12 protein-coding genes are annotated in these 19,197 nt (G+C 56.5%); 3 read left to right on the top strand and 9 right to left on the bottom strand.

Annotated elements, in window-relative coordinates:
- Positions 1–171: 171 nt before the first annotated feature.
- Positions 172–1,572, bottom strand: coding sequence for a glutamate decarboxylase (locus V3C19_RS02685; RefSeq protein ID WP_130083889.1), 1,401 nt, complete (start codon positions 1,570–1,572; stop codon positions 172–174).
- Positions 1,573–2,044: 472 nt separating this feature from the next.
- Here V3C19_RS02685 and V3C19_RS02680 point away from each other — a divergent pair, with 472 nt between their 5' ends.
- Both V3C19_RS02680 and V3C19_RS02675 read left to right on the top strand, forming a co-directional pair.
- Entirely contained in the window at positions 2,045–5,698 is a 3,654-nt protein-coding gene (locus tag V3C19_RS02680) for an autotransporter domain-containing protein (protein WP_295931775.1), read from the top strand.
- A 296-nt stretch (positions 5,699–5,994) separates the two neighbouring features.
- Complete coding sequence (locus V3C19_RS02675; RefSeq protein WP_343203834.1) at positions 5,995–6,438, top strand: GNAT family N-acetyltransferase; 444 nt, start codon at positions 5,995–5,997, stop codon at positions 6,436–6,438.
- Positions 6,439–6,669: 231 nt separating this feature from the next.
- Here V3C19_RS02675 and V3C19_RS02670 read toward each other — a convergent pair whose 3' ends face one another.
- The 3 genes from V3C19_RS02670 to V3C19_RS02660 all read right to left on the bottom strand — a co-directional run bounded on the left by V3C19_RS02670 (position 6,670) and on the right by V3C19_RS02660 (position 11,834).
- The gene (locus tag V3C19_RS02670; protein ID WP_330937144.1) at positions 6,670–7,134 is read right to left on the bottom strand and encodes a GNAT family N-acetyltransferase; all 465 of its coding nucleotides are present in this window, start codon (positions 7,132–7,134) and stop codon (positions 6,670–6,672) included.
- A gap of 99 nt (positions 7,135–7,233) precedes the next feature.
- Positions 7,234–10,758 carry a DNA polymerase III subunit alpha gene (dnaE, locus tag V3C19_RS02665; protein ID WP_130083892.1) on the bottom strand — a complete coding sequence of 1,175 codons (3,525 nt, stop codon included), beginning with the start codon at positions 10,756–10,758 and terminating at the stop codon, positions 7,234–7,236.
- A 29-nt stretch (positions 10,759–10,787) separates the two neighbouring features.
- Positions 10,788–11,834 carry a quinone-dependent dihydroorotate dehydrogenase gene (locus tag V3C19_RS02660; RefSeq protein ID WP_130083893.1) on the bottom strand — a complete coding sequence of 349 codons (1,047 nt, stop codon included), beginning with the start codon at positions 11,832–11,834 and terminating at the stop codon, positions 10,788–10,790.
- A gap of 88 nt (positions 11,835–11,922) precedes the next feature.
- Here V3C19_RS02660 and thiE point away from each other — a divergent pair, with 88 nt between their 5' ends.
- Positions 11,923–12,567, top strand: coding sequence for a thiamine phosphate synthase (gene thiE, locus V3C19_RS02655; protein ID WP_238623813.1), 645 nt, complete (start codon positions 11,923–11,925; stop codon positions 12,565–12,567).
- Between the two features lie 8 nt (positions 12,568–12,575).
- Here the strand turns inward: thiE and V3C19_RS02650 are convergent, their stop codons facing one another.
- From V3C19_RS02650 to V3C19_RS02630, 5 genes are all read right to left on the bottom strand, one after another.
- Positions 12,576–13,247 (bottom strand): TetR/AcrR family transcriptional regulator, encoded by a 672-nt coding sequence (locus V3C19_RS02650; RefSeq protein WP_130083894.1) that lies wholly within the window; start codon positions 13,245–13,247, stop codon positions 12,576–12,578.
- A gap of 30 nt (positions 13,248–13,277) precedes the next feature.
- Positions 13,278–14,018 carry a thioredoxin-like domain-containing protein gene (locus V3C19_RS02645; protein ID WP_295931788.1) on the bottom strand — a complete coding sequence of 247 codons (741 nt, stop codon included), beginning with the start codon at positions 14,016–14,018 and terminating at the stop codon, positions 13,278–13,280.
- Positions 14,019–14,037: 19 nt separating this feature from the next.
- The gene (locus tag V3C19_RS02640; RefSeq protein WP_295931791.1) at positions 14,038–16,317 is read right to left on the bottom strand and encodes a tetratricopeptide repeat protein; all 2,280 of its coding nucleotides are present in this window, start codon (positions 16,315–16,317) and stop codon (positions 14,038–14,040) included.
- A gap of 91 nt (positions 16,318–16,408) precedes the next feature.
- A complete protein-coding gene (locus V3C19_RS02635; RefSeq protein WP_295931794.1) occupies positions 16,409–17,734 on the bottom strand; it encodes a hemolysin family protein in 1,326 nt (441 codons plus the stop codon).
- A complete protein-coding gene (locus V3C19_RS02630; protein ID WP_130083898.1) occupies positions 17,731–19,068 on the bottom strand; it encodes a hemolysin family protein in 1,338 nt (445 codons plus the stop codon). The genes V3C19_RS02635 and V3C19_RS02630 overlap by 4 nt, the downstream gene beginning before the upstream one ends.
- Between the last annotated feature and the right edge of the window lie 129 nt (positions 19,069–19,197).

Below are 19,197 nucleotides of genomic sequence, written 5' to 3'. Positions count from 1 at the left end.
AACGGAACGGCATGTGAAGAAAAAAGGAAAACCTTTCTGCAAAGAACATTCGCGCCATCCGGATATAAAAAGGCCCCGCAGCCGCCAGGTCCACGCACAAACCTTGACAACTGCGGAGCCGTGCTTACACACACTTATTCATCCAACAAAAGCCTTATGAGGCCTCTTCCATCAGGAATGGTGGAAGGAGGTGCCTTCTTCCGCGGTCATCGGCGAGGTGACCGGGTGTTTCTCGAAGAAATCGATCATGCGCTTGTAGTCTTCCAGGAAGAGGTCCGCCAAGTCCTTGGAGAAGCCCTGGCGAACCATCACGCGCATCACGACCGTATCCTGGCAATCCGCGGGCAGCGTGAAGGCAGGCACCTGCCAGCCACGCGTCCTGAGCTTGTCGGAAAGGTCGAAGAGGGTGTAATTCGTCTTTTGCCCGTCCTTGATGAAGAAACAGGCGGCGGGGATGCCTTCCTTGGGATCGCCCGTACAAATGAATTCGTACGGTCCCAGCTTGGCTATTTCCGATGAAATGTACTGCGCCACGTCATATGCCTGGGTATGGATATTGGTGTATCCTTCCTTGCCCAGGCGAATGAAGTCGTAATATTGACAGATGATCTGGCCGGCAGGGCGGGAGAAGTTGATGGCAAAGTTGGGGATTTCCCCGCCCAGATAGTTCACGTTGAAGATCAGGCCTTCCGGCAGTTCGGAAGTATCTCTCCACACTACCCAGCCGCAGCCGAGGGGGGCCAGGCCGTACTTGTGTCCGGACGTGCTGATGGATTTCACGCGGGGGACGCGGAAGTCAAAGGCAATGTCCGGAGCGCAGAAGGGAGCCAGGAACGCACCGCTGGCGCCGTCCACATGGATGTCAATGTTAATGCCGGTCTTGGCTTCATAGTCATCCAGGGCCTTGGCAATGTCCGCCGGGAATTCATAAGCGCCCGTGTAGGTCACGCCAAAGGTGGGCACCACCACGATGGTGTTTTCATCCACCTGTTCCAGCATGCGTTCAACATCCATTTTCCATTTTCCGGGAGCCATGGGGATTTCACGCATTTCAATGTCCCAGTAACGGCAGAATTTGTGCCAGCAGATCTGCACGGGACCGCATACGAGGTTGGGCTTGTCAATCGGCTTGCCGGCAGCCTTGCGGCGGGCGCGCCATCTCCAGAGGGCAGCCATGCCGCCAAGCATGCACGCTTCACTGGAACCGATGGTGGAGCAACCGATGGGCTTTTCATCCTGGTTTACATTCCACAGATTGGCAAGAATGGCGGCACAGCGCATTTCAATGGCCGCCGTCTGCGGATATTCATCCTTGTCAATCATGTTTTTGTTGATGCTGATGTTCATCAGCATCCTCACCTGCTTTTCATCCCAGGTCTGGCAGAAGGTTGCCAGGTTCTGGCGGGCATTGCCGTCCAGCATCAATTCATCGGACACAAGCTGGTAGGCGTCTTCGGGACGCATCGCATAGTCGGGAAATTGAGTCTTGGGCAAAATATTGTCCGCCTCCGGAGAACCGAAAATGGAGTTCTCGGCACGAGCGGTATCGGGTTTCTGATTTGGAGCAAACATGACGGTATGTATTTATTTCATCGTTACCGGAAAGCCCGGTCAGGCTTCCCGCATACATGGATAGAAGCCCGCAAGCCGGGAAGCGTTCATATTTCCAATGTCATTCCCTTTGTCATAACTTTTTAATTAAAATACAGTAACAATGATTTATTTATTTATCATTTCTTACTAAATTTCATATAATTACAAATTTTGTTATTATTTCTTATATAAATTCTGATCACACTCTATGTATGACACAAACTTTCATCTAACAAAAAATATACCGCGATGTTTTCACTTTCAACGGCCAACTGGAAATGAATGGCAACTTTCTCTCCAGAAACACGCGTCATTGCGTGAGAAAATTCACGTTTTAAAGACTCTTACAATTCCAGACGCCGGATGTACCACGCACAAAAGCCCACCCACCCGGGCGCTCGTGAGCCGGACCAATCTGGACATCAAACAAAGAACCTTATACCGCATATTAATGAAACCAAAATTAGCAGTATCCGCCATGTTGTTCCTCATGGCTTCTTCCCTGGTGCAAACGGGGGCAGCCCAGCAGAGCGAAGATCTTTACCAAGGCACCGTCACTGCCCGGCAGGAAACAAACGGAAATATTACCTACAACCTGAAGGAAAACCTGTCTTTTGAAAACTTCCAGACAAACGACGGCGTTTACGCAGGCAGCGTTTTCTTCAACCAGACCACAGACTCTGGTACGGCGCCCAATACGTCTGTCATGACGTTTACCGGCACGGGATTGTCCATGAGTTTTGAAAATTGTTCCTCCATCCACAGCAACCGCTGGACCAACGACAATGAAGGCGGAGGCGCCATCCGCGCGGAAATGCTCGTCTTCACGGACATGGGAGATCTTTCCTTCAACGGGAGCAAGTCCATCGTCAATGCCGATACCAATGCCGGGGGAGCCGTGAATGTGCGCGGAGATGCCACCTTTTCCAGCATGGGCAACATCTCCTTCACCAACAACGAGCTGGGAGACAGCGACGCACAAGGGCAGGCCCTGGGCGGCGCCCTGTTTGCGAGGGGAACAATCACCTTTGAGAATACCAAGTCCATTCTGTTCAGCGGGAATACGACCGGGCATTCTCCGACAAGCGCCCACGCCAACATCGGGGGAGCCATCTATGCCGGGGCCAGTGATTCCTCCTCCCCGAATACTAAGAATTATATTCCCGAAGGTGAAGATGCCATTACCTTCCGGGGTATTGATGGAAACATTATCTTTGAAGACAATTCCGCGTGGCTGGCCGGAGCCATTTATGCCTATGCAGGCACCGTGGACGGAAAGGAAGGCACCGGAGGCGGCATGATGATCAACGGCGTCACAGGAGACGTTATTTTCAGAAACAACCGGGCGGACGCCGGAGACAAGGCTTCCGAGTGGAACGGCAACTTCGGGGCCGTTTACAGCGGTCAGGACATGGACATCTTCAATGTGCAAGGAGACCTGCGCTTTGAAGGCAATCACGCCAGCAACAGCGCCGGAGCGTTCGGCGTCAGCGGAAGCCTCAACCTCGACAATATCGGCTCCATCACCTTCATCGACAACCACGCGGACAGCACCTATGCCGTGGGCTGGATTTCCGAGGATTGGAACGTCACCCGTACGGGAGACATCACCATTTCCGGCAACAGTTCAGATGTACAGATGGGCGGCGTGGCCGTCTTCGGCAACACCACATTTTCCAACAACGGCAACATCACCGTGGAAGGCAACTCCACAGCCGGCTCCAACGGAGCGCTCCGCCTTTACGGAACGTTCAGCGTCACGGATGCAGGGAACATTTCCATTTCCGGGAACAGCGCGGGCAACTACAATGGAGCCATAGAGGTGGACGGCGATGCGTCCTTCACCCGTACCGGAAACATCAATCTGGACAATAATACGGCGGGCTATCATTACGGCGTGGGACAGTTCCACGGAAACCTCGCCTTTTCCAACACGGGAGACGTTTCCATTTCCGGAAACAAATCCACGGATTACGGCTACGGAGCCCTGCTAGTGGACGGACGGACATCCTTCGTCAATACAGGAAAGGTCACCATCTCCGGAAACTCGGCCAAGTGGGACGTGGGTGCGCTTCAGGCAGCCAACGGGCTGGAATTCATCAACAACCGCGGCGGCGTGCTCATTGAGAACAACGCCGTTGACGGTACCGCAGGGGCCATGCTTCTTTATTACAAGGATGCCGTCTTCTCCGCAGACCAGGGAGACATCATCGTAAAAGGAAACACGGAAAAACGCGGAGGGAACAACCCCATCCTGAACTCCCTTGTATTCGCAACCAACGGAACCTCTTCCATGGACAGCGTGGTACTCCGCGCCCAGGAAGGAAGAACAGTAACTTTTTATGACCCCTTCCGCAATGAAGAGGACGGAGCGGAGTACGACAACATCGTCTATGACTTCAATAAATCCGAAGGCGTGGACACCACTCCTTATGGAGGAACGGCTCCAGAATTCACCGGAACCATCCGCTTTTCCGGAGCGGAGGCGGACAGGCTGATCACCCAGGCCGCGGGAGAATCGGAGCAGGACTGGCAGAACCGCCTGGCGGAATCCAAGTACTTTAATGTCTCCGGAAAAACCACGCTGTATGACGGCACCCTGATTCTGGAAGACGGCGTCACGTACGGCAGCAGCGATCTGACCAAGGATTCCTCCTTCACCATCGACAAAGGCGTTTTGGAAATTACGGGCAACAGTTCCGTGAACAGCAAGGCCATCGTCTTCAACGAGGGAGTAACCCTGAGGGCCGGCCGCGGCGCGACTTTCCGCGGAGACACGATCGACTTCAGCAAAGGCGTCATCTTCGACCTGCGCCCCTTCATGGACGATTACAGTTCCGGACTGAGCATTGAACAGGCCAATTCCCACACGCTCGGCGGCCTGATGGGCGTGGCGGACACTCTGGACGACTACGCCCACGAACGCTGGGCCACCAAGCAGAGATTCCTGGCGCTTTCCTACACCGATGGCACCGAAGGCAACAGAACGGGCGATTTCGACAACATTTATTCCACTGCTACTGGAACGAACGTAGTCGACTCCCCCTACACGTATGAAGGCTACTGGACCAAGGAATGGGAAGACACGGACGGCGACGGCATTGACGACCAACTGTACGCAGTCTGGAACCCCACCAGCGGCATTGAAGATATTCTTCCGGAACTGGCCGGCGCGGATATAGGCAACTCCATGTGGAGCTCCGCTTCCAACATGAAGTCCGTCTCCAACGCGGCCCTGGGCAAAGTGGGCATCACCCGCTTCCTGCTGGGACCCAAGAATAACTTCTGGGTCAACGGACTGGGTGATTTCACCTACCACGCCACCAGAAACGGCATTGACGGCTACGATTACAACGGCGGCGGCTACGCCGTGGGCGCCGACCGCAGGTTCACGCCGAACACTATCCTGGGCGCCGCCTTCGGCAACCTGTACGGCAAGAACAAAAGCCGCACGTGGATCAGCGAGGTGGACCAGACGTCCTACGTGGCCCTGCTCTACGGAGCATGGAGGAGGCAGATGTCTCCCGGCAACATGCTGAACATCCAGGGAACCCTGGGCTATGGCTGGACACGCAACAAGCTGGATTCCTATTATTCCGGCGGCTCGTCCAACGGCAAGTGGGAAAACAGGATGGGCTTCGCCACTCTGCAGGCTACCTGGGACCACAACCTGAACAAGGGATGGACGCTGTCCCCGTTCCTGGGAATCGAGTACACCCAGGTGAACCAGAATTCCTTCACGGAAACGGGATATGATCCCCGCCATTTCGACAGGGGAGATCTGAAGAACCTGAGCCTCCCCGTGGGCGTGGGAATCAGCAAATCCGTGCAATTCAGCAATGGAGTCCTGTGGGTGAACAGCCTGGCCGTGAGCTACGTTCCCGACGTGGTCCGCGACAACCCGGAAACCCGCGCCAGACGCCTGATGAACGACTTTTCCTGGACTGCCAGGGGGTCCCGGCCGGACCGCAACGCCGTGCGTGTCAATTACAACAGCACCGTGGTCATCAATCCGCGGTGGACGGCCTACGGCGGTTATGAATTTGAAGGCAGAAGCAAGTCAACCTACCACCGGGTCAACGCCGGGGTAAGCTACGCCTTCTAAGTCGCAAACAACGGGGCTGGGAGAATGCTTTCTCCCAAGCCCACAGCCCCAACCCGAATCACCGGGATGCAGCTCCTGCGGAACTGCATCCCGTTTGATTTTCCATGCGCCCCGCAAGCAAAACCGCCAGTTCCACAAATACTGTCAGAACGTTTATGAATAGCAGCATGAAACCATGGCGCGGCAGAGTCCGTTTAACATGGTTATATGCGGAAATTAGAATGGGGGAAAATTCAGCAGTTGCGCCTTTGGCAAATGAGGGTACTTAATTAATCAAAACTGGACGCGGTATGAACATAAGGATAGCCGACATGGAAGACAGGGATTCCCTGTTGCTGGAACAGCTCCTGAACGTCTGGGAAAACTCGGTCAGGGCAACGCATTTGTTTCTGGCAGAGGCGGATATGGAAGATATCAAAAAATATGTTCCTCAAGCATTGAGAGATATTTCTCATTTGATTGTCGCAGAGAATGGCCAGGGCGTTCCCGCAGCATTCATGGGAATAGAGGGGCAAAATCTGGAAATGCTGTTTATTTCTCCTGAAGAAACGGGGCGGGGATTGGGAAGGAAGCTGCTTCAGTACGGTATGCAGAATTTCTCTATCAATACACTGGGAGTCAACGAACAGAATCCGCAGGCCAAGGAATTTTACGAACGCATGGGATTCCAGGTTTACAAAAGAACGGATCACGACGAACAAGGTAATCCGTACCCTGTTTTATACATGAGACTGGTTTAACAGGTTTGCTCTGAAAAACGGTGGAGTTTTCATTCCTCCGGAGGGAATGGCCGGAAGAAACGCGAAAAGGGAATCCGTCTTTTTCACATGGAGGAATGCCCCGTTCACGCCCGGCAGACTGGGAAGTCAAAGCCACCGGAGGTCCTCTTGCACTCGGATGGCCGCCATGCCCCCACGGCTGCCTTTTTTATTTCCGGAGGGTCTTCCCCGGGAATAAACCGTCTTTCCCCATTATTTGCATGGAGCCTCCAACACGTATAAAACGTGCGGATGGAGGGGGGAGTCCGCAGACACTTCCGGATGGTTGAATTCCGCCGTTTTTTTCATTCCGGCACGCTGCATCACGGCTTGCGAAGGATGGTTCACGCAGGCGGTGAAGGAGTACACCCGGTCAAAGCCCAGCCGGGAAAATCCATGTTCCAGGCATGCCTTCGCACCTTCCACGGCATAACCATATCCCCAGGCTTCCGGCACCAGACGCCAGCCTATTTCCACGCAGGGGGTGAATTCCGCCTTAAAGTCCGCCCAGTGGAAACCCAGAAGACCGATGAGGGTACCGGAGGATTTAAGTTCCACGGCATACAGGCCGTAGCCCTTTTCATCCAGCTCCGTCCGCATGCGGTCCCACATGGAGCGGGATTCCTCCTCCGTCAACACGGAAGGGAAGAAGCGCATCACCAGGGGGTTGGCGTTCATTGCCGCAAAAAAAGGCCAATCCGCTTGCTTCCACTCCCGGAATCTCAAACGGGACGATTCCGGAAATACCTGCGGTTCCTTTTTCACGCATCCAGATTTTTAGTTGTACATGGAGAGTTCCGTTTCCAACGCGGCACAGCGGTTGACGCGGAATTGCTCGTCCAGCTCCAGAATCCGGCTGTGCCCCAGGCTGTCCTTGATGGTGAGGTTGACCTTGCTGCGGCCGGGATATTTTTTCAGGATGTTCCGGATATGCTCCAGATTTTCCCTGGTGTGCCGCAGGGGGCTGACAATGATGTTCAGCGGCCCCTGGTCCCCGGATTTGGCCCTGCGCCTTTTCCCGCCCAGAGGGTCAATGCCCTGGGCGGCCACGCTCTTGGAGGAAGTGCGGTCATCCTCCCGGATGTTGGCGCGCACAGCCACGAAAACGCCGGGTTCCAGACCGCCTTCCATTTCCAGGGCTTTTTCATAAACGTCCGACCACAGAAGCACTTCCACGCTTCCGGTAAAGTCTTCCAGGGTCAGGATGGCGAATTTCCTTCCCGCCTTGCTGATTTTGGGAATGACTGAACGCACCATGCCGGCAATCTGATGCTTCTGCTTGAGTTCATGGGATTCCAGGGAGTCTATAAGGCCGATGCGCGTGTATTTTTCCGCATCAATGACGCCGCGCATGGAGTCCAGGGGATGCCCACAGAAGTATGCGCCCAGCAAGTCCTTTTCATCAGTCATACGCTGTTCCTTGGGCCATTCCGGAACGGGAGGCTCATCCTTCACTCTGGGAGCTTCAAAAGTCATGTCAAACAGGGAACCCTGCCCCAGCGCCTTGTCCTTGTGCACCTGGGAAGCGCCGCTGAGGGCCAGGTCCACGCGCTCGAACATGGCGGAACGCGGTTCGAGCGTCCAGTCCAGCGCACCCGCGCGAATCAGGGATTCCAGAATTTTCTTGTTGACGGATTTGGAGTCCAGCCTGTTGCAAATATCTTCCATGCTGGTGAATACCCCGTTCCTGTCCCGCTCTTCCAGAAGAATCTGCATGGCACCTTCACCCACGTTCTTGATGGCGGCCAGGCCGTAGCGCACGGCCAGCTTGCCGGAAGGCGTTTCTTCCGGAGTAAATTTAAGCATGGATTTGTTCACATTGGGAGGCAGTATTTCAATGCCCATGCGGTTGGCCTCCTGGATGAACACGCCAATTTTGTCGTTATTCACTTCATTGGACATCAGGCCGCAGAGAAATTCCACCGGGAAGTGGGCTTTGAGATAGGCAGTCCAATAGGAAATGTGACCGTAGCAGGCGGAGTGGGATTTGTTGAATCCGTACCCGGCGAATTTTTCAATCTTGTCAAAGATGGCCGTAGCCGTCTTTTCATCAATCTGGTTGGTTTTCCAGCAACCTTCCACAAAGTGCGCCTTTTCCTTGGCCATCTTCGCCGGGTCTTTCTTACCCATGGCGCGCCGCAGAAGGTCGGCGCCGCCGAGCGTGTAGCCCGCCAGCAGCTTGGCAGCGGCCTGCACTTGTTCCTGGTAGATCATCACGCCGTAAGTCTCTCCACTGACCTGTTCCAGCAGAGGGTGTTCATATTCCACCTTCCGGATGCCCTTCTTGACCTCGATCATTTCATCCATGAACTGCATGGCTCCCGGACGGTACAAGGCCAACAAGTCAATGATGTCTTCAATTTTCTGGATGCCGTATCTCCGGCAGGTATCCACCATGCCGCCGGATTCCAGCTGGAACACGCCCATCGTGTCTCCCCGGTTGAGCAGGTCCAGCGTTTCACGGTCGTCCAGGGGCACGTCGTCCAGCCTGAATTCCGGAACGCGCCAGCGGGCGTATTCCTCCGCATCGTGCATGACGGTGAGGGTTTTCAGTCCCAGAAAATCCATTTTCAACAGCCCCACTTCATAAATGGCGCTCATGTCGCACTGGGCGACAACGGCGGCGTGGGGGTCGGAAAGATCATCACGGGTCAGCGCCACGTGTTCGTCCAGGGGACGGTCGCCGATGACGACACCCGCCGCGTGCACGCCCACGTTGCGTATCAGGCCTTCCAGGCGGGTCGCGTATCCCCAGAGTTCCGTGTATGCTTCATCGGATGCGATGAGATCCCGCAGTTCCTCATTGCTTTTATAGCTGGATTGCAGGGTTACCTTGGGTCCCGTTTCAATCAGCTTGGAAATGCGGTCGCCGTCGGCATAGGACATGTCCATCACGCGCGCCACGTCCCTGAGAACGGATTTGGCGCCCATAGTGCCGTACGTGATGATATGGGACACGGCGCGTTCCCCGTATTTCTGCCGTACGTAGTCAATCACCTCCGGGCGGCGCGTCTGGCAGAAGTCGATGTCAATATCCGGCGGACTCACGCGTTCCGGATTCAGGAAGCGTTCAAAGATCAGGCCGAAGCGCAACGGGTCAATGTTCGTGATCTTCATGGCATATGCCACCAGGGAGCCGGCGGCGGAACCTCGGCCGGGGCCTACGGGAATGTCGTGATCCTTCGCCCAATTGATGAAGTCTGCCGTAATCAGGAAGTAGGAAGCGAATTTCAACTGGTTGATGATGCCCAGTTCATAATCCAGGCGGGCGCACAGTTCCTTGTCCGCGGCTACGCGCTCTTTGCCGTACCGTTCTTCCAGACCCTTGTAGCACACCTTGCGCAGGTATTCCTCACGCGTAGAACCGTCCGGCGTGCCGAATTCCGGGTATTTTTCCGTGCTGGTGGAGTCCAGCTTGATCGTGACATTGCAGCGCTCTGCGATTTTCAGCGTGTTTTCCAGAGCATCCGGATAGTCCTTGAACACCTTCCTCATTTCCTCCGGGGATTTGAGGTAAACTTCCGTGGAGTAGCGCATGCGCTTGGGGGAGGCCAGTTTTTCGTTGGTGCCGATGCAGATGAGCGCATCATGCATGTCATGGTCCTCCCTTTTCAGGAAGTGCACGTCATTGGTGGCCACGATGGGCGTTCCGGTTTTGCGGGCGATGCGCACCAGCTCCGGAAGACACTTTTTCTGCTCTTCCATGCCGTGGTCCTGCAATTCCACAAAGATGTTGTTCTCCCCGAAGACGTCTTTCAGGGCCATCAGGGCTTCCTCCGCCTTTTCCGGCTGATCGTTGAGCAGCCATTCATTAAGGGGACCGGCAAGGCACGCCGTGCAGCAGATGAGGCCCTCATGGAATTCCCGAAGGGTTTCCATGTCCACACGCGGCTTGTAGTAAAAGCCTTCAAGATGGGAACGGGACACCATCTTGACCAGGTTCCTCCAGCCCGTTTCATTTTCCGCCAGAAGAAGAAGGTGCGTGTATTTGCGGCGCCCGGGAAGCTGCTTTTTCACGCTAATGGGCGTGGGGGAGAGATACACCTCACAGCCGAAGATAGGCTTGACGGTCTGCTTCCGCGGTCCTTCCGGGTGTTCCTTGTTCCAGGCCTCCACGGATTTATTGAGACTGTTGGCCTCCATGACCAGTTCAATAGCTCCGAAAAGGTTGCCGTGATCCGTGACGGCGACAGCGGGCATTCCCATCCGGGAACATTCAGCAATGAGATCCTTGATGTGGACGGCGCCGTCCAGAAGAGAATATTCCGTGTGGTTGTGAAGGTGTACGAAGGTGTCAGCCATGAATCAGGGTCTGCGCAGGGGTGAGGGGTTCAGGAGTTTACGGGGCATTCCGCCTTCATGGCTTCCACACATTCACGGATCAGGTTGGGCCCCCGGTAGATGAAGCCCGTGTACAGTTGGACCAGACTCGCGCCCGCCTTGATTTTGGCCACGGCATCCGCTCCGCTCATGATGCCGCCCACGCCGATGATCGGAATACGGCCTTTCAGTTCCGCGGCAAAAGCCCCGATCACTTCCGTGGAGCGTGCCGTGAGGGGTGCGCCGGAAAGGCCGCCCGCTTCCTCCCTGCGCGGGCTGTTTTCCGCACCGGTACGGGAAAGTGTAGTGTTCGTGGCAATCAGGCCATCCAGCCCTTCATCCAGAAAAACCCGGCTAAGTTCCGTGATTTGTTCGTCCGTAACATCCGGGGCCACCTTCATGAAGATGGGAACCTGCCGTCCGGTTTCCGCCGCCATGTTCGCCTGTTCCGATTTCAGGGAAGCCAGCAGGCGTGCGGCGGGTTCAGCCGCCTGGAGATCGCGCAGGCCTGGCGTATTGGGGGAGGAGAAGTTGATGGCAATATAATCCGCCACGGGCCACGCCGCTCTCAGGCAGGCCAGGTAGTCCTGGGCGGCATCCTCGTTCGGCGTCAGTTTGTTTTTGCCAATGTTGACGCCGAGCACTCCGCCGAAGCGGGTGGCCTCCTGGATGTTTTCCACGCCGGCAGCAATGCCATGGTTGTTGAAGCCCATTCTGTTGATGATGGCACGCTGGGGAATGAGACGGAACAGGCGCGGCTTGTCATTGCCGGGCTGGGGGCGCGGCGTCAGTGTTCCCACCTCCACAAAGCCGAATCCCACCTGGCCGAAGGCGTTGACCGTATCCGCCTCCTTGTCCATCCCGGCGGCAAGGCCTACCCTGTTGGGAAATTTCATGCCCAGGATTTCCACCGGATCAGAAGGCACGTCACCCATCATCAGCGGGAGAACGCGCATCCTTTCAGCCATACGCAACCCGAACAGAGTCAAATTGTGGGCAGTTTCCGGATTCAACTGGAACAACAAACTTTTGGCAGCAGAATATAATGCGGGGGACACGATGGGGGGGAGTGTACCACACAGCCCTTTACGGTCAAGATTGGGAAGCGTCTTGCCCGGATGATTTTATCCGGTACAATTCCCGTGCATGAACCGGATGGAACGCCTCACCGCCTGCCGCCTGTACGGCATTGTGGATTTGGGATACACGCCTGAATATCAACTGATACATGTCACAAAAAAACTGCTGGAGGGAGGACTGGGCATTCTTCAGCTCAGGGCGAAGAACCACGCCCCGGAGCACATAGAGCGCATGGGCCGCCAACTTGCCCCTCTGTGCCGGGAATACGGCTGTCTTTTCATCATCAACGACTATCCGGAAGTTGCCCGGAGCATCGGCGCGGACGGGGTGCATCTGGGGCAGGAAGACGGGAAGCTGGAGGCCGCGCGGAGCCTGCTGGGGCCGGACGCCCTCATAGGCCGCTCCACCCACAGCCCGGAACAGGCGCTGGGCGGCTTCCGGGAGGGGGCGGACTACATAGGATTCGGCCCCCTGTTTCCTACGGACACCAAGCCGGGGAGGCAGGCGATCGGCCTGGAGCACATTGCCGGCATGCAGGCGCAGCTTCCGGAGGATTTTCCCGTCTTCTGCATCGGCGGCATCAATCAGGCAACTCTTCCTGCCGTTCTGGATGCCGGGGCGAGAAGGGCCGTGATCGTTTCCTGGCTGCTTACGCATCCCGACATTACGGGAACTGTTGAGGCGGTGAGGAAACGGCTTGGAGAGATCTAAAAAAGTTTTTATGCGTTCCCCTCGCCATCCGGAGAAAGAGCCGGACGGGAAATGAGCAGCACGGCCGTATCCACGATCATTTTCAGGATACGGTCTTGGTCTTTCATCCAGGGTTCCTTGTCGTGAAGATCGGGGCGCGTGGCGTATTTCCCCAGTGTGGCATGAAAAATGGAGCTCATGATATGAACATGCCAGGAAAGAGAGAGTTCATCTCCCCAAGGACAAATCTGACGAACCCTCTCCGTCATTTCCCGGATGACCGGAGCGTAGAATTCACCATAGATTTTCTGAACGAGGCATTCCGGTTCCTGCGGCAGACGCCACAGCAGACGCATATGGTCGGGGCCGCCCAGACTTTCGTCCAGAAGCATGCGGAAGGCAGGCTCAATGAATGCACGGGCATATGCCCTGAGGGACGGTTCCCTGTCCGCCTCCTTCAGCAACTTCATGCGCTCTTCCATCAAAGGTTCCGCATAATGGCGGAAGACGGAGAGATAAAGCCCTTCCTTGTTTTCAAAGTAATAGACGATGGAAGCCAGGTTTACCCCGGCCTCCGACGCTATGGCACGCATGGTCACGCCGTCAAAGCCACTATGAGCAAAGAGCTTTTGTGCGGCGCGAAGAATTTTGCCGCTGGTTTCCGCGGAACGGTCGGCCTGGGATTTACGGACTGCGGGCATCGTTTCAAAAACACGGGAAAGCTTTTACGCCTAGCGTGAGGGGCGTGAGGAGCCGGCAGCCTTCACCAGCTGCTCCATGTTCTGGGAGGACTGAATCACTTTCCCATCCTTGTCCATCAAAATCATCGTGGGAATGCCGCGCGGAGATACCTTTTTGGCCATTTCCGTCAAATCCTTCCGTAGCAGGACGGGCCACGGCATATTGTTGGCCGCAGCCCATTTCTGGGCAGCTTCCAGGTTCTGATCCAGATTGCACATGATGACTTCCACATCCGGGTTTTCCTTCACCACCTTGTTGTAGGATTCCACGCTGTGTGGAGCGTTCCGGCAGCACGGACCGCACCAGCTCGCGCTGAAATACAGGATGAAGTATTTGGCGTTCAGCTTGCCGTCCTTCTTCTTGAGCTTGCCGTCCTCCAGCATGTAGGTCTGCCCCTTCATTTCCTTAGCCAGCGGGCCGGATGGCGTGGAAGACCATTCGGAAAGTGGTTTGCCTATAACGTCCTTGTGTTCCTCCAGCCATGTGCGGTCTTCATCCGAAAGTTTTTCCAGCGGCATGGTGATGGGCTTTTTGGTCGTGGTTACCAGCTTGACGGTTTTCATGTTCAGGGCTATGGGGCGCGCTTCCACCGTGGTGCCTGTAGCCTTGTTCGTCCAGGTACGTAGGGAGGGATCCGCCGCGGAGTCCTGGGATTCCGCAAAACCGACGGAAGCGCCCAATAGGAACGCTCCCGCTAATAGAGTCCGAATAGAAGGGGAATTTAAACACATGACATTGATATACTACATCTTATTTTCCGTGTCGAGAAGCTGATTCCAGAATTTGCCTGGCCTGGGCGTGCCTCGGCTCGCGGCGCAGGGTTTCTGCGGCGGCGGCGGCGGCATCCCGGTAACGGCCGTTGCGGTACAGCATGACCGCCAGGGTGAAAGGAATATCCGGATTTTCCTTGTCCAGAGACGAACAGTTTTCCAGATCCTGAATCGCCTGTTCCAAATGCCCTACCTTTTCATTAAGCAGAGCCCGGTTGAACAGGGCGCGGATGAAGGCAGGCTCTATTTTCAGCGCCTCGTCAAAGGATTGGAGAGCTCCCGGCTCATCATTGTTCTCAATCTGGCCCAGGCCCAGCAGGTACCACAGGTTGGCGTCCCGGGGGGCCAGCCGCACTGCCTCCCTCATCTGTTCCTCGGCTTCCCGGCTGCGGCCCTGGGATGCCAGGAATACGGCGTAGTCCCGGTGCACGACGGAGGAGGTGGCATCCCATTTCAACGCCTTGGCAAACCACTGCTCCGCCGCCTTGGAGTCTTTCCGGCTGATGGCGATCTGCGCCAGCTTCATGGCCCCGGAGGGCTGGTCCGCCTGGTGCAGTGCGGCGGCCGTCAGTTCCTTCATACCGGGGCTGCCTGACGGCAGGGAATCCCGGAGGGCCCATTCTGCCTGCAGGCGCACAACTTTGAGCGGGTCATTGAGAAGTTTTCCGGCAGAGGGGTTGTTGGCGCGGCCCATTACCTTGGCGGCGGCGGCACGGGTCAGGGCATCCGGATCGTTCACCGCTCCGGCAGCCAGTTCCTGCACGGCGGGTTCATGAGCCCAGGAGTCCATCAGGTCCAGCAGCGTGGCGCGCCATGCCCCCACTTCCTCCTTCCTGAAACATTCCATCAACAGGGGAAGAACATCCTCTTTGCCTTCATAGGCATGCTGCACGGCCCTGGTGCGGTCCCTGTATTTTCCCATTTTGGGGTCTGGCCCGTAATATTTTTTCACTGCTTCAGCAGCCCATTCATTGCTCTTGTCCCGGTGGCACATGGTACAGGCATTCGGGATGCCCAGTTCTACACTCAGCAGCGGGTCCGGAGAATTGAACGAATGGTCGCGGCGCGGGTCGCGCGCCATGTACAGGCTTTCCGGCATGTGGCATTCCACGCACCGCGCGCCCATGCTGGACTGCGGGCAGGGGGTATGTTTGGAGATATCAATGATGGGGGCCTTTACTCCGTTAACAGCCTCTCCCGTACCGTGGCACCTCATGCAGAGCGTATTGTCCTCCTGGGGAAGCTTGAGCGTACCGGTATGCGGGTCATGGCAGTCCAGACAGGTGACGCCCGCCTTGCCCATGCGGCTCAGGCGCAGCCCCGTTTCACAATAGTCCTCGTCCCTCTGCATGCCGTTGGGCCAGAACACGCCGGGCTGGACGGGGAGCACCAGTTGAAAGTGGTCGTCAAAACGGTCGCCCACGGCAAAATCATGATCGAATTCGTCACGCCGGGCATGGCAGGAAGCGCAGTTGTCGTGAATCTGCTGAGGAGTCAGCTTGTTCTTCGTGGAGATCATGCAGCCCGTTCCCGCCTCCGGCTTGTCCAGCAGGGGGCCGTGGCACTGGATGCAGGTAACCCCGGGTTCCTTCCAAGTGGAGGCGTAGCGGTCCTTGACGGGATCATAATTTTTATGAAACAGGGACATGTGGCACCAGGCGCACTGGGTGTTCCAGTTCATGCCACGGCCCGTCCAGTGGCCCCAGTCGCCAGGCTGGCGGACTTCCTTGCCGAAAATATCGAACCATTCCTTGCGGTTCACGTCCCATGCAGCACTGAGGGTATGGTAGCCGCCGTCCTTGGCGGGGACCAAGTACTGCACCAGCGGGATGCGGCCCGTGGCCCATTCCGCCCGCCAGGAGGTGTTGGCCTGCTCGTCGTGAACCGTACGTCCCTGCCCGTCCGTGGAAAATTGGAGAACGCTGCCATGGGCGCTCAGCTTCATGTTGTGGAAAGCCTCGGATTCCCACTGGTCACCCAGCTTGCGGAACGCCCAGGCATGGTCGGAACCGGCCCACTGCCTGAATTCCTTTTCATGGCAAGCGCCGCACTGCATGGAAACGGGAACTTCATTCTGGTCCCAGTGCTCGCTGCCGCCCGCAAATACGGCCGGCTGGGCGTCGGCAGCCGCCCGCCTTTCCATCCATGCCTTCATCATGGTCCCCAGCCCCACGAGCGCTCCCAACACGACAATAAGAACCACCCATTTTTTCACGGACGGTTTTCTGCTGGAAACACGGGAAGGTTCAGGTTCGGACATGGCGGGGAATATCTTGCCACATTATAGGGGCCCCTCCAAGGAACTTTTACGCAAAGTCCCCCGGAAACCCTGAGAAAGTGACGGAGAACGGCTATTCCTCGTCTTCCAGCGCCTCTTCACGCATCAACGGGGTAATCCGGGTGACGATGCACCTCTCCACCCCACCGTTGTCCGTCCGGGTCACCTTGAATTCCAAACCGAGGTAACCGACAATATCGCCTTCCCGCGCCGGAGCCTGGAGCAGGTTGAGGACCAGACCGCCCACGGTGTCTATTTCCTCATTCTGCAAGTCCATGTCCAGGGCCTCGCCCAGTTCGCCGATGCGGGCCAGCCCGGACACGTCGCAGGAAAATCCCACGGCATCCGGCGGCAGATCCGTCAACACGCGAATGCGGCCGCGGTCCCAGCCCATTACCTCGGAAAATACATCCGTCATGGTGAGCAGGCCAGAGGTGCCGCCGTGCTCGTCCAGAATAATGGCCAGCCGCACGTTGTCCCTCCGCATGATTTCCACTACATTGTCAAATTTGACGGTCTTGGGAACCTTCGGAATGGAATGAATGTATGCGGCACCCAAAGATTCTCCACGGAGCATGATCCGGAACAGGTCGCGGGCATGAACCATCCCGACCACATGGTCCAGGTCTCCGCGGTAAACGGGGTAGCGCGTGCGGCGCGTGCGGCGCACGATTTCCCGGATCTGCTCATGGTCCGCTCCTTCCGGAATGGCGTCAATCCGGACGCGCGGCGTCATCACCTGGTGCACGTATAAATCATCCAGGTCAAACAGGCAGTCCATGATACGTCCGGATTCTTCCGGCAGGGCGCCGTTTTCATGGCTTTCCTCAATGATGTACTGGAGTTCCTCCGCGGAATGGTAGTGTGATTTGGATTCATTCCTGTCCACTCCCAGAAGACCCAGGAAGAAATTGCCCAGCATGTTCATGCCCACCACAAGGGGATACAGGCAGAGCTGAATGACATACATGGGCATGGTGATGATGAGGCAAAGCTTCGTGGCGTATTGAAGAGCCAGGGCCTTGGGCACCATTTCCCCCAGAACAATGTGCAGATACGTCAGCATTCCCACGGACAGGACACTGGCCGCGCCGTGCGCCACCAGCCAGGAGGCCCAACCGTACTGGGCCAGCCATTCCTGAATCCATACGGCCATGGTGTGCTCCCCGTACATGCCCAGCCCCAGGCTGGCGAACGTAATGCCGAGCTGGGCCGTGGCAATGTAACGGTCCTGGAGCCTGGGTGTTTTCAGCACCTGGGTGATGTGGCGCGCCACCATGTTGCCGGAGGCCGCCATCTGCTCCAGGGACGCACGGGGCGCGCCGAGCAGGGCGAATTCCGCGGCCACGAACAGGCCGTTAAGGATAATCAGCAGCAAAATGATGAGAATCGTCATCATATGCTCACCCCACTTTCCATGGCAGGTTTATCATCCTCCTTTTTTTCAGGAGGAAGCAACAGGACGGAAGATACGCGGTTGTGGTCCATTTTCTCCACCACCAGCACGCGTCCGGCAATAATCAGGCGGTCTCCTTCCTTAGGGATGCAGGACATGTGCTTGATCACACAGCCGCCCACCGTCGTGGCACCGTTCATCAGGAAGGGAACCAGGCATTCCGCCTTGTGGGCGCGCATCATGCCGGGAATTCTGACGGAGCCGTCAGGCAGGTATTCCACTTTTTCACCGGAGCGGATGAATTCATCGTCGATGTCGCCCACCATTTCACCCAGCAGGCGCTCCAGAGTCACCAGTCCTACGAATTTTCCGTATTCATTCAGTACGAAGGCTTCCTTGGCCTTTTCCTCGCGCAACTGAGACATAAGCATTTCCACTGTCTGCATTTCCATCACGCACGGAACCTGGCGCAGCATGGAGCGCAAGGGGGGAAGAACGCCTTTTTCCGTGTAAGCGGCCACCATGTCCTTGATGTGCAGCATGCCGATCACGGATTCGCGGTTACCCTCATACACGGGGATATGGGTGTGGGGCCTGCCGGAAATCATGTCCAGGATATCCTCCTGCGTAGCGTCTACATCCAGGCAGACCAACTGGAAACGTGGAATCATGATCTGTTCCACGGTGCGTTCCGCCAGGGAGAGCGCACTGTGCAGCCGTTCGTGCTCGTCCTCCTCCAGCATGCCTCCCTCATGGCTTTCATCCAGCAGCATGTTGATCTCCTGCTGGGAGTGGACGTGCTGGTGCCCGCCCGGCGGCAATTTGAAAAGCTTGAGCAGCAGCAGGCCGCTCCCGTTCAGAAAATCAATGAACCACGCGCAGAAAGTGAGCGTCCAGCGCATGGGGTAATACGTGTACAGGGCCGCCTGCCGCGGAAACTGGAGAGCCAGCGACTTGGGCATCAATTCTCCCAGAATTACCTGGAACACCGTCAATCCCACCAGAACAACCAGGGCGGAAACGGAGGCGGCCATCACGGAGTCCATTCCGCCGAACCGTTCAAACAGCGGAAGCAGGTAGGAAGACAATTGTACCTGCCCGTACGCACCAAGAATCAGACTGGAAATGGTAATGCCGAACTGGCAGGCCGCAATGTAGCGGTCAAGCTCGCGGGTATTCTCCAGGATTTTCAGCAAATGCGCGGCCACCTTGCTGCCGCCCTCCGCCATTTCCCGGATCATGTTGCGGCGCACGCTCACGGCGGCGAACTCTGCGGCAACGTAAAAGGCGTTGACCAGAATCAAAAGGAGAATAACAAAAATGATGAAAAGAATCATGAATTCCTGGGGTGTCCGTAAAACGCAACGGGCATCCGCATCATAGAAACCGCAAAAGGCCTGTCAAGATTTCCCTGCATAAATTTACGCCATGAAAAAGCCTTTTCCGCCGTGCCCATTCAAGGTTCT

This window comes from Akkermansia sp. AE01SA01 (assembly GCF_036417395.1).
Taxonomy (GTDB): domain Bacteria; phylum Verrucomicrobiota; class Verrucomicrobiia; order Verrucomicrobiales; family Akkermansiaceae; genus Akkermansia.
The sequence above is the reverse complement of the archived record's forward strand: the minus strand, read 5'-3'. Positions and strand labels throughout refer to the sequence as shown.

Bases quoted from the DNA above. Each gene is read 5' to 3' on its own strand.
- dnaE (WP_130083892.1), bottom strand. From the start codon at position 10,758: ATGGCTGACACCTTCGTACACCTTCACAACCACACGGAATATTCTCTT.
- V3C19_RS02630 (WP_130083898.1), bottom strand. From the start codon at position 19,068: ATGATTCTTTTCATCATTTTTGTTATTCTCCTTTTGATTCTGGTCAAC.
- V3C19_RS02635 (WP_295931794.1), bottom strand. From the start codon at position 17,734: ATGATGACGATTCTCATCATTTTGCTGCTGATTATCCTTAACGGCCTG.
- V3C19_RS02670 (WP_330937144.1), bottom strand. From the start codon at position 7,134: ATGAACGCCAACCCCCTGGTGATGCGCTTCTTCCCTTCCGTGTTGACG.
- V3C19_RS02685 (WP_130083889.1), bottom strand. From the start codon at position 1,572: ATGTTTGCTCCAAATCAGAAACCCGATACCGCTCGTGCCGAGAACTCC.
- V3C19_RS02680 (WP_295931775.1), top strand. From the start codon at position 2,045: ATGAAACCAAAATTAGCAGTATCCGCCATGTTGTTCCTCATGGCTTCT.
- V3C19_RS02645 (WP_295931788.1), bottom strand. From the start codon at position 14,018: ATGTGTTTAAATTCCCCTTCTATTCGGACTCTATTAGCGGGAGCGTTC.
- thiE (WP_238623813.1), top strand. From the start codon at position 11,923: ATGAACCGGATGGAACGCCTCACCGCCTGCCGCCTGTACGGCATTGTG.
- V3C19_RS02640 (WP_295931791.1), bottom strand. From the start codon at position 16,317: ATGTCCGAACCTGAACCTTCCCGTGTTTCCAGCAGAAAACCGTCCGTG.
- V3C19_RS02650 (WP_130083894.1), bottom strand. From the start codon at position 13,247: ATGCCCGCAGTCCGTAAATCCCAGGCCGACCGTTCCGCGGAAACCAGC.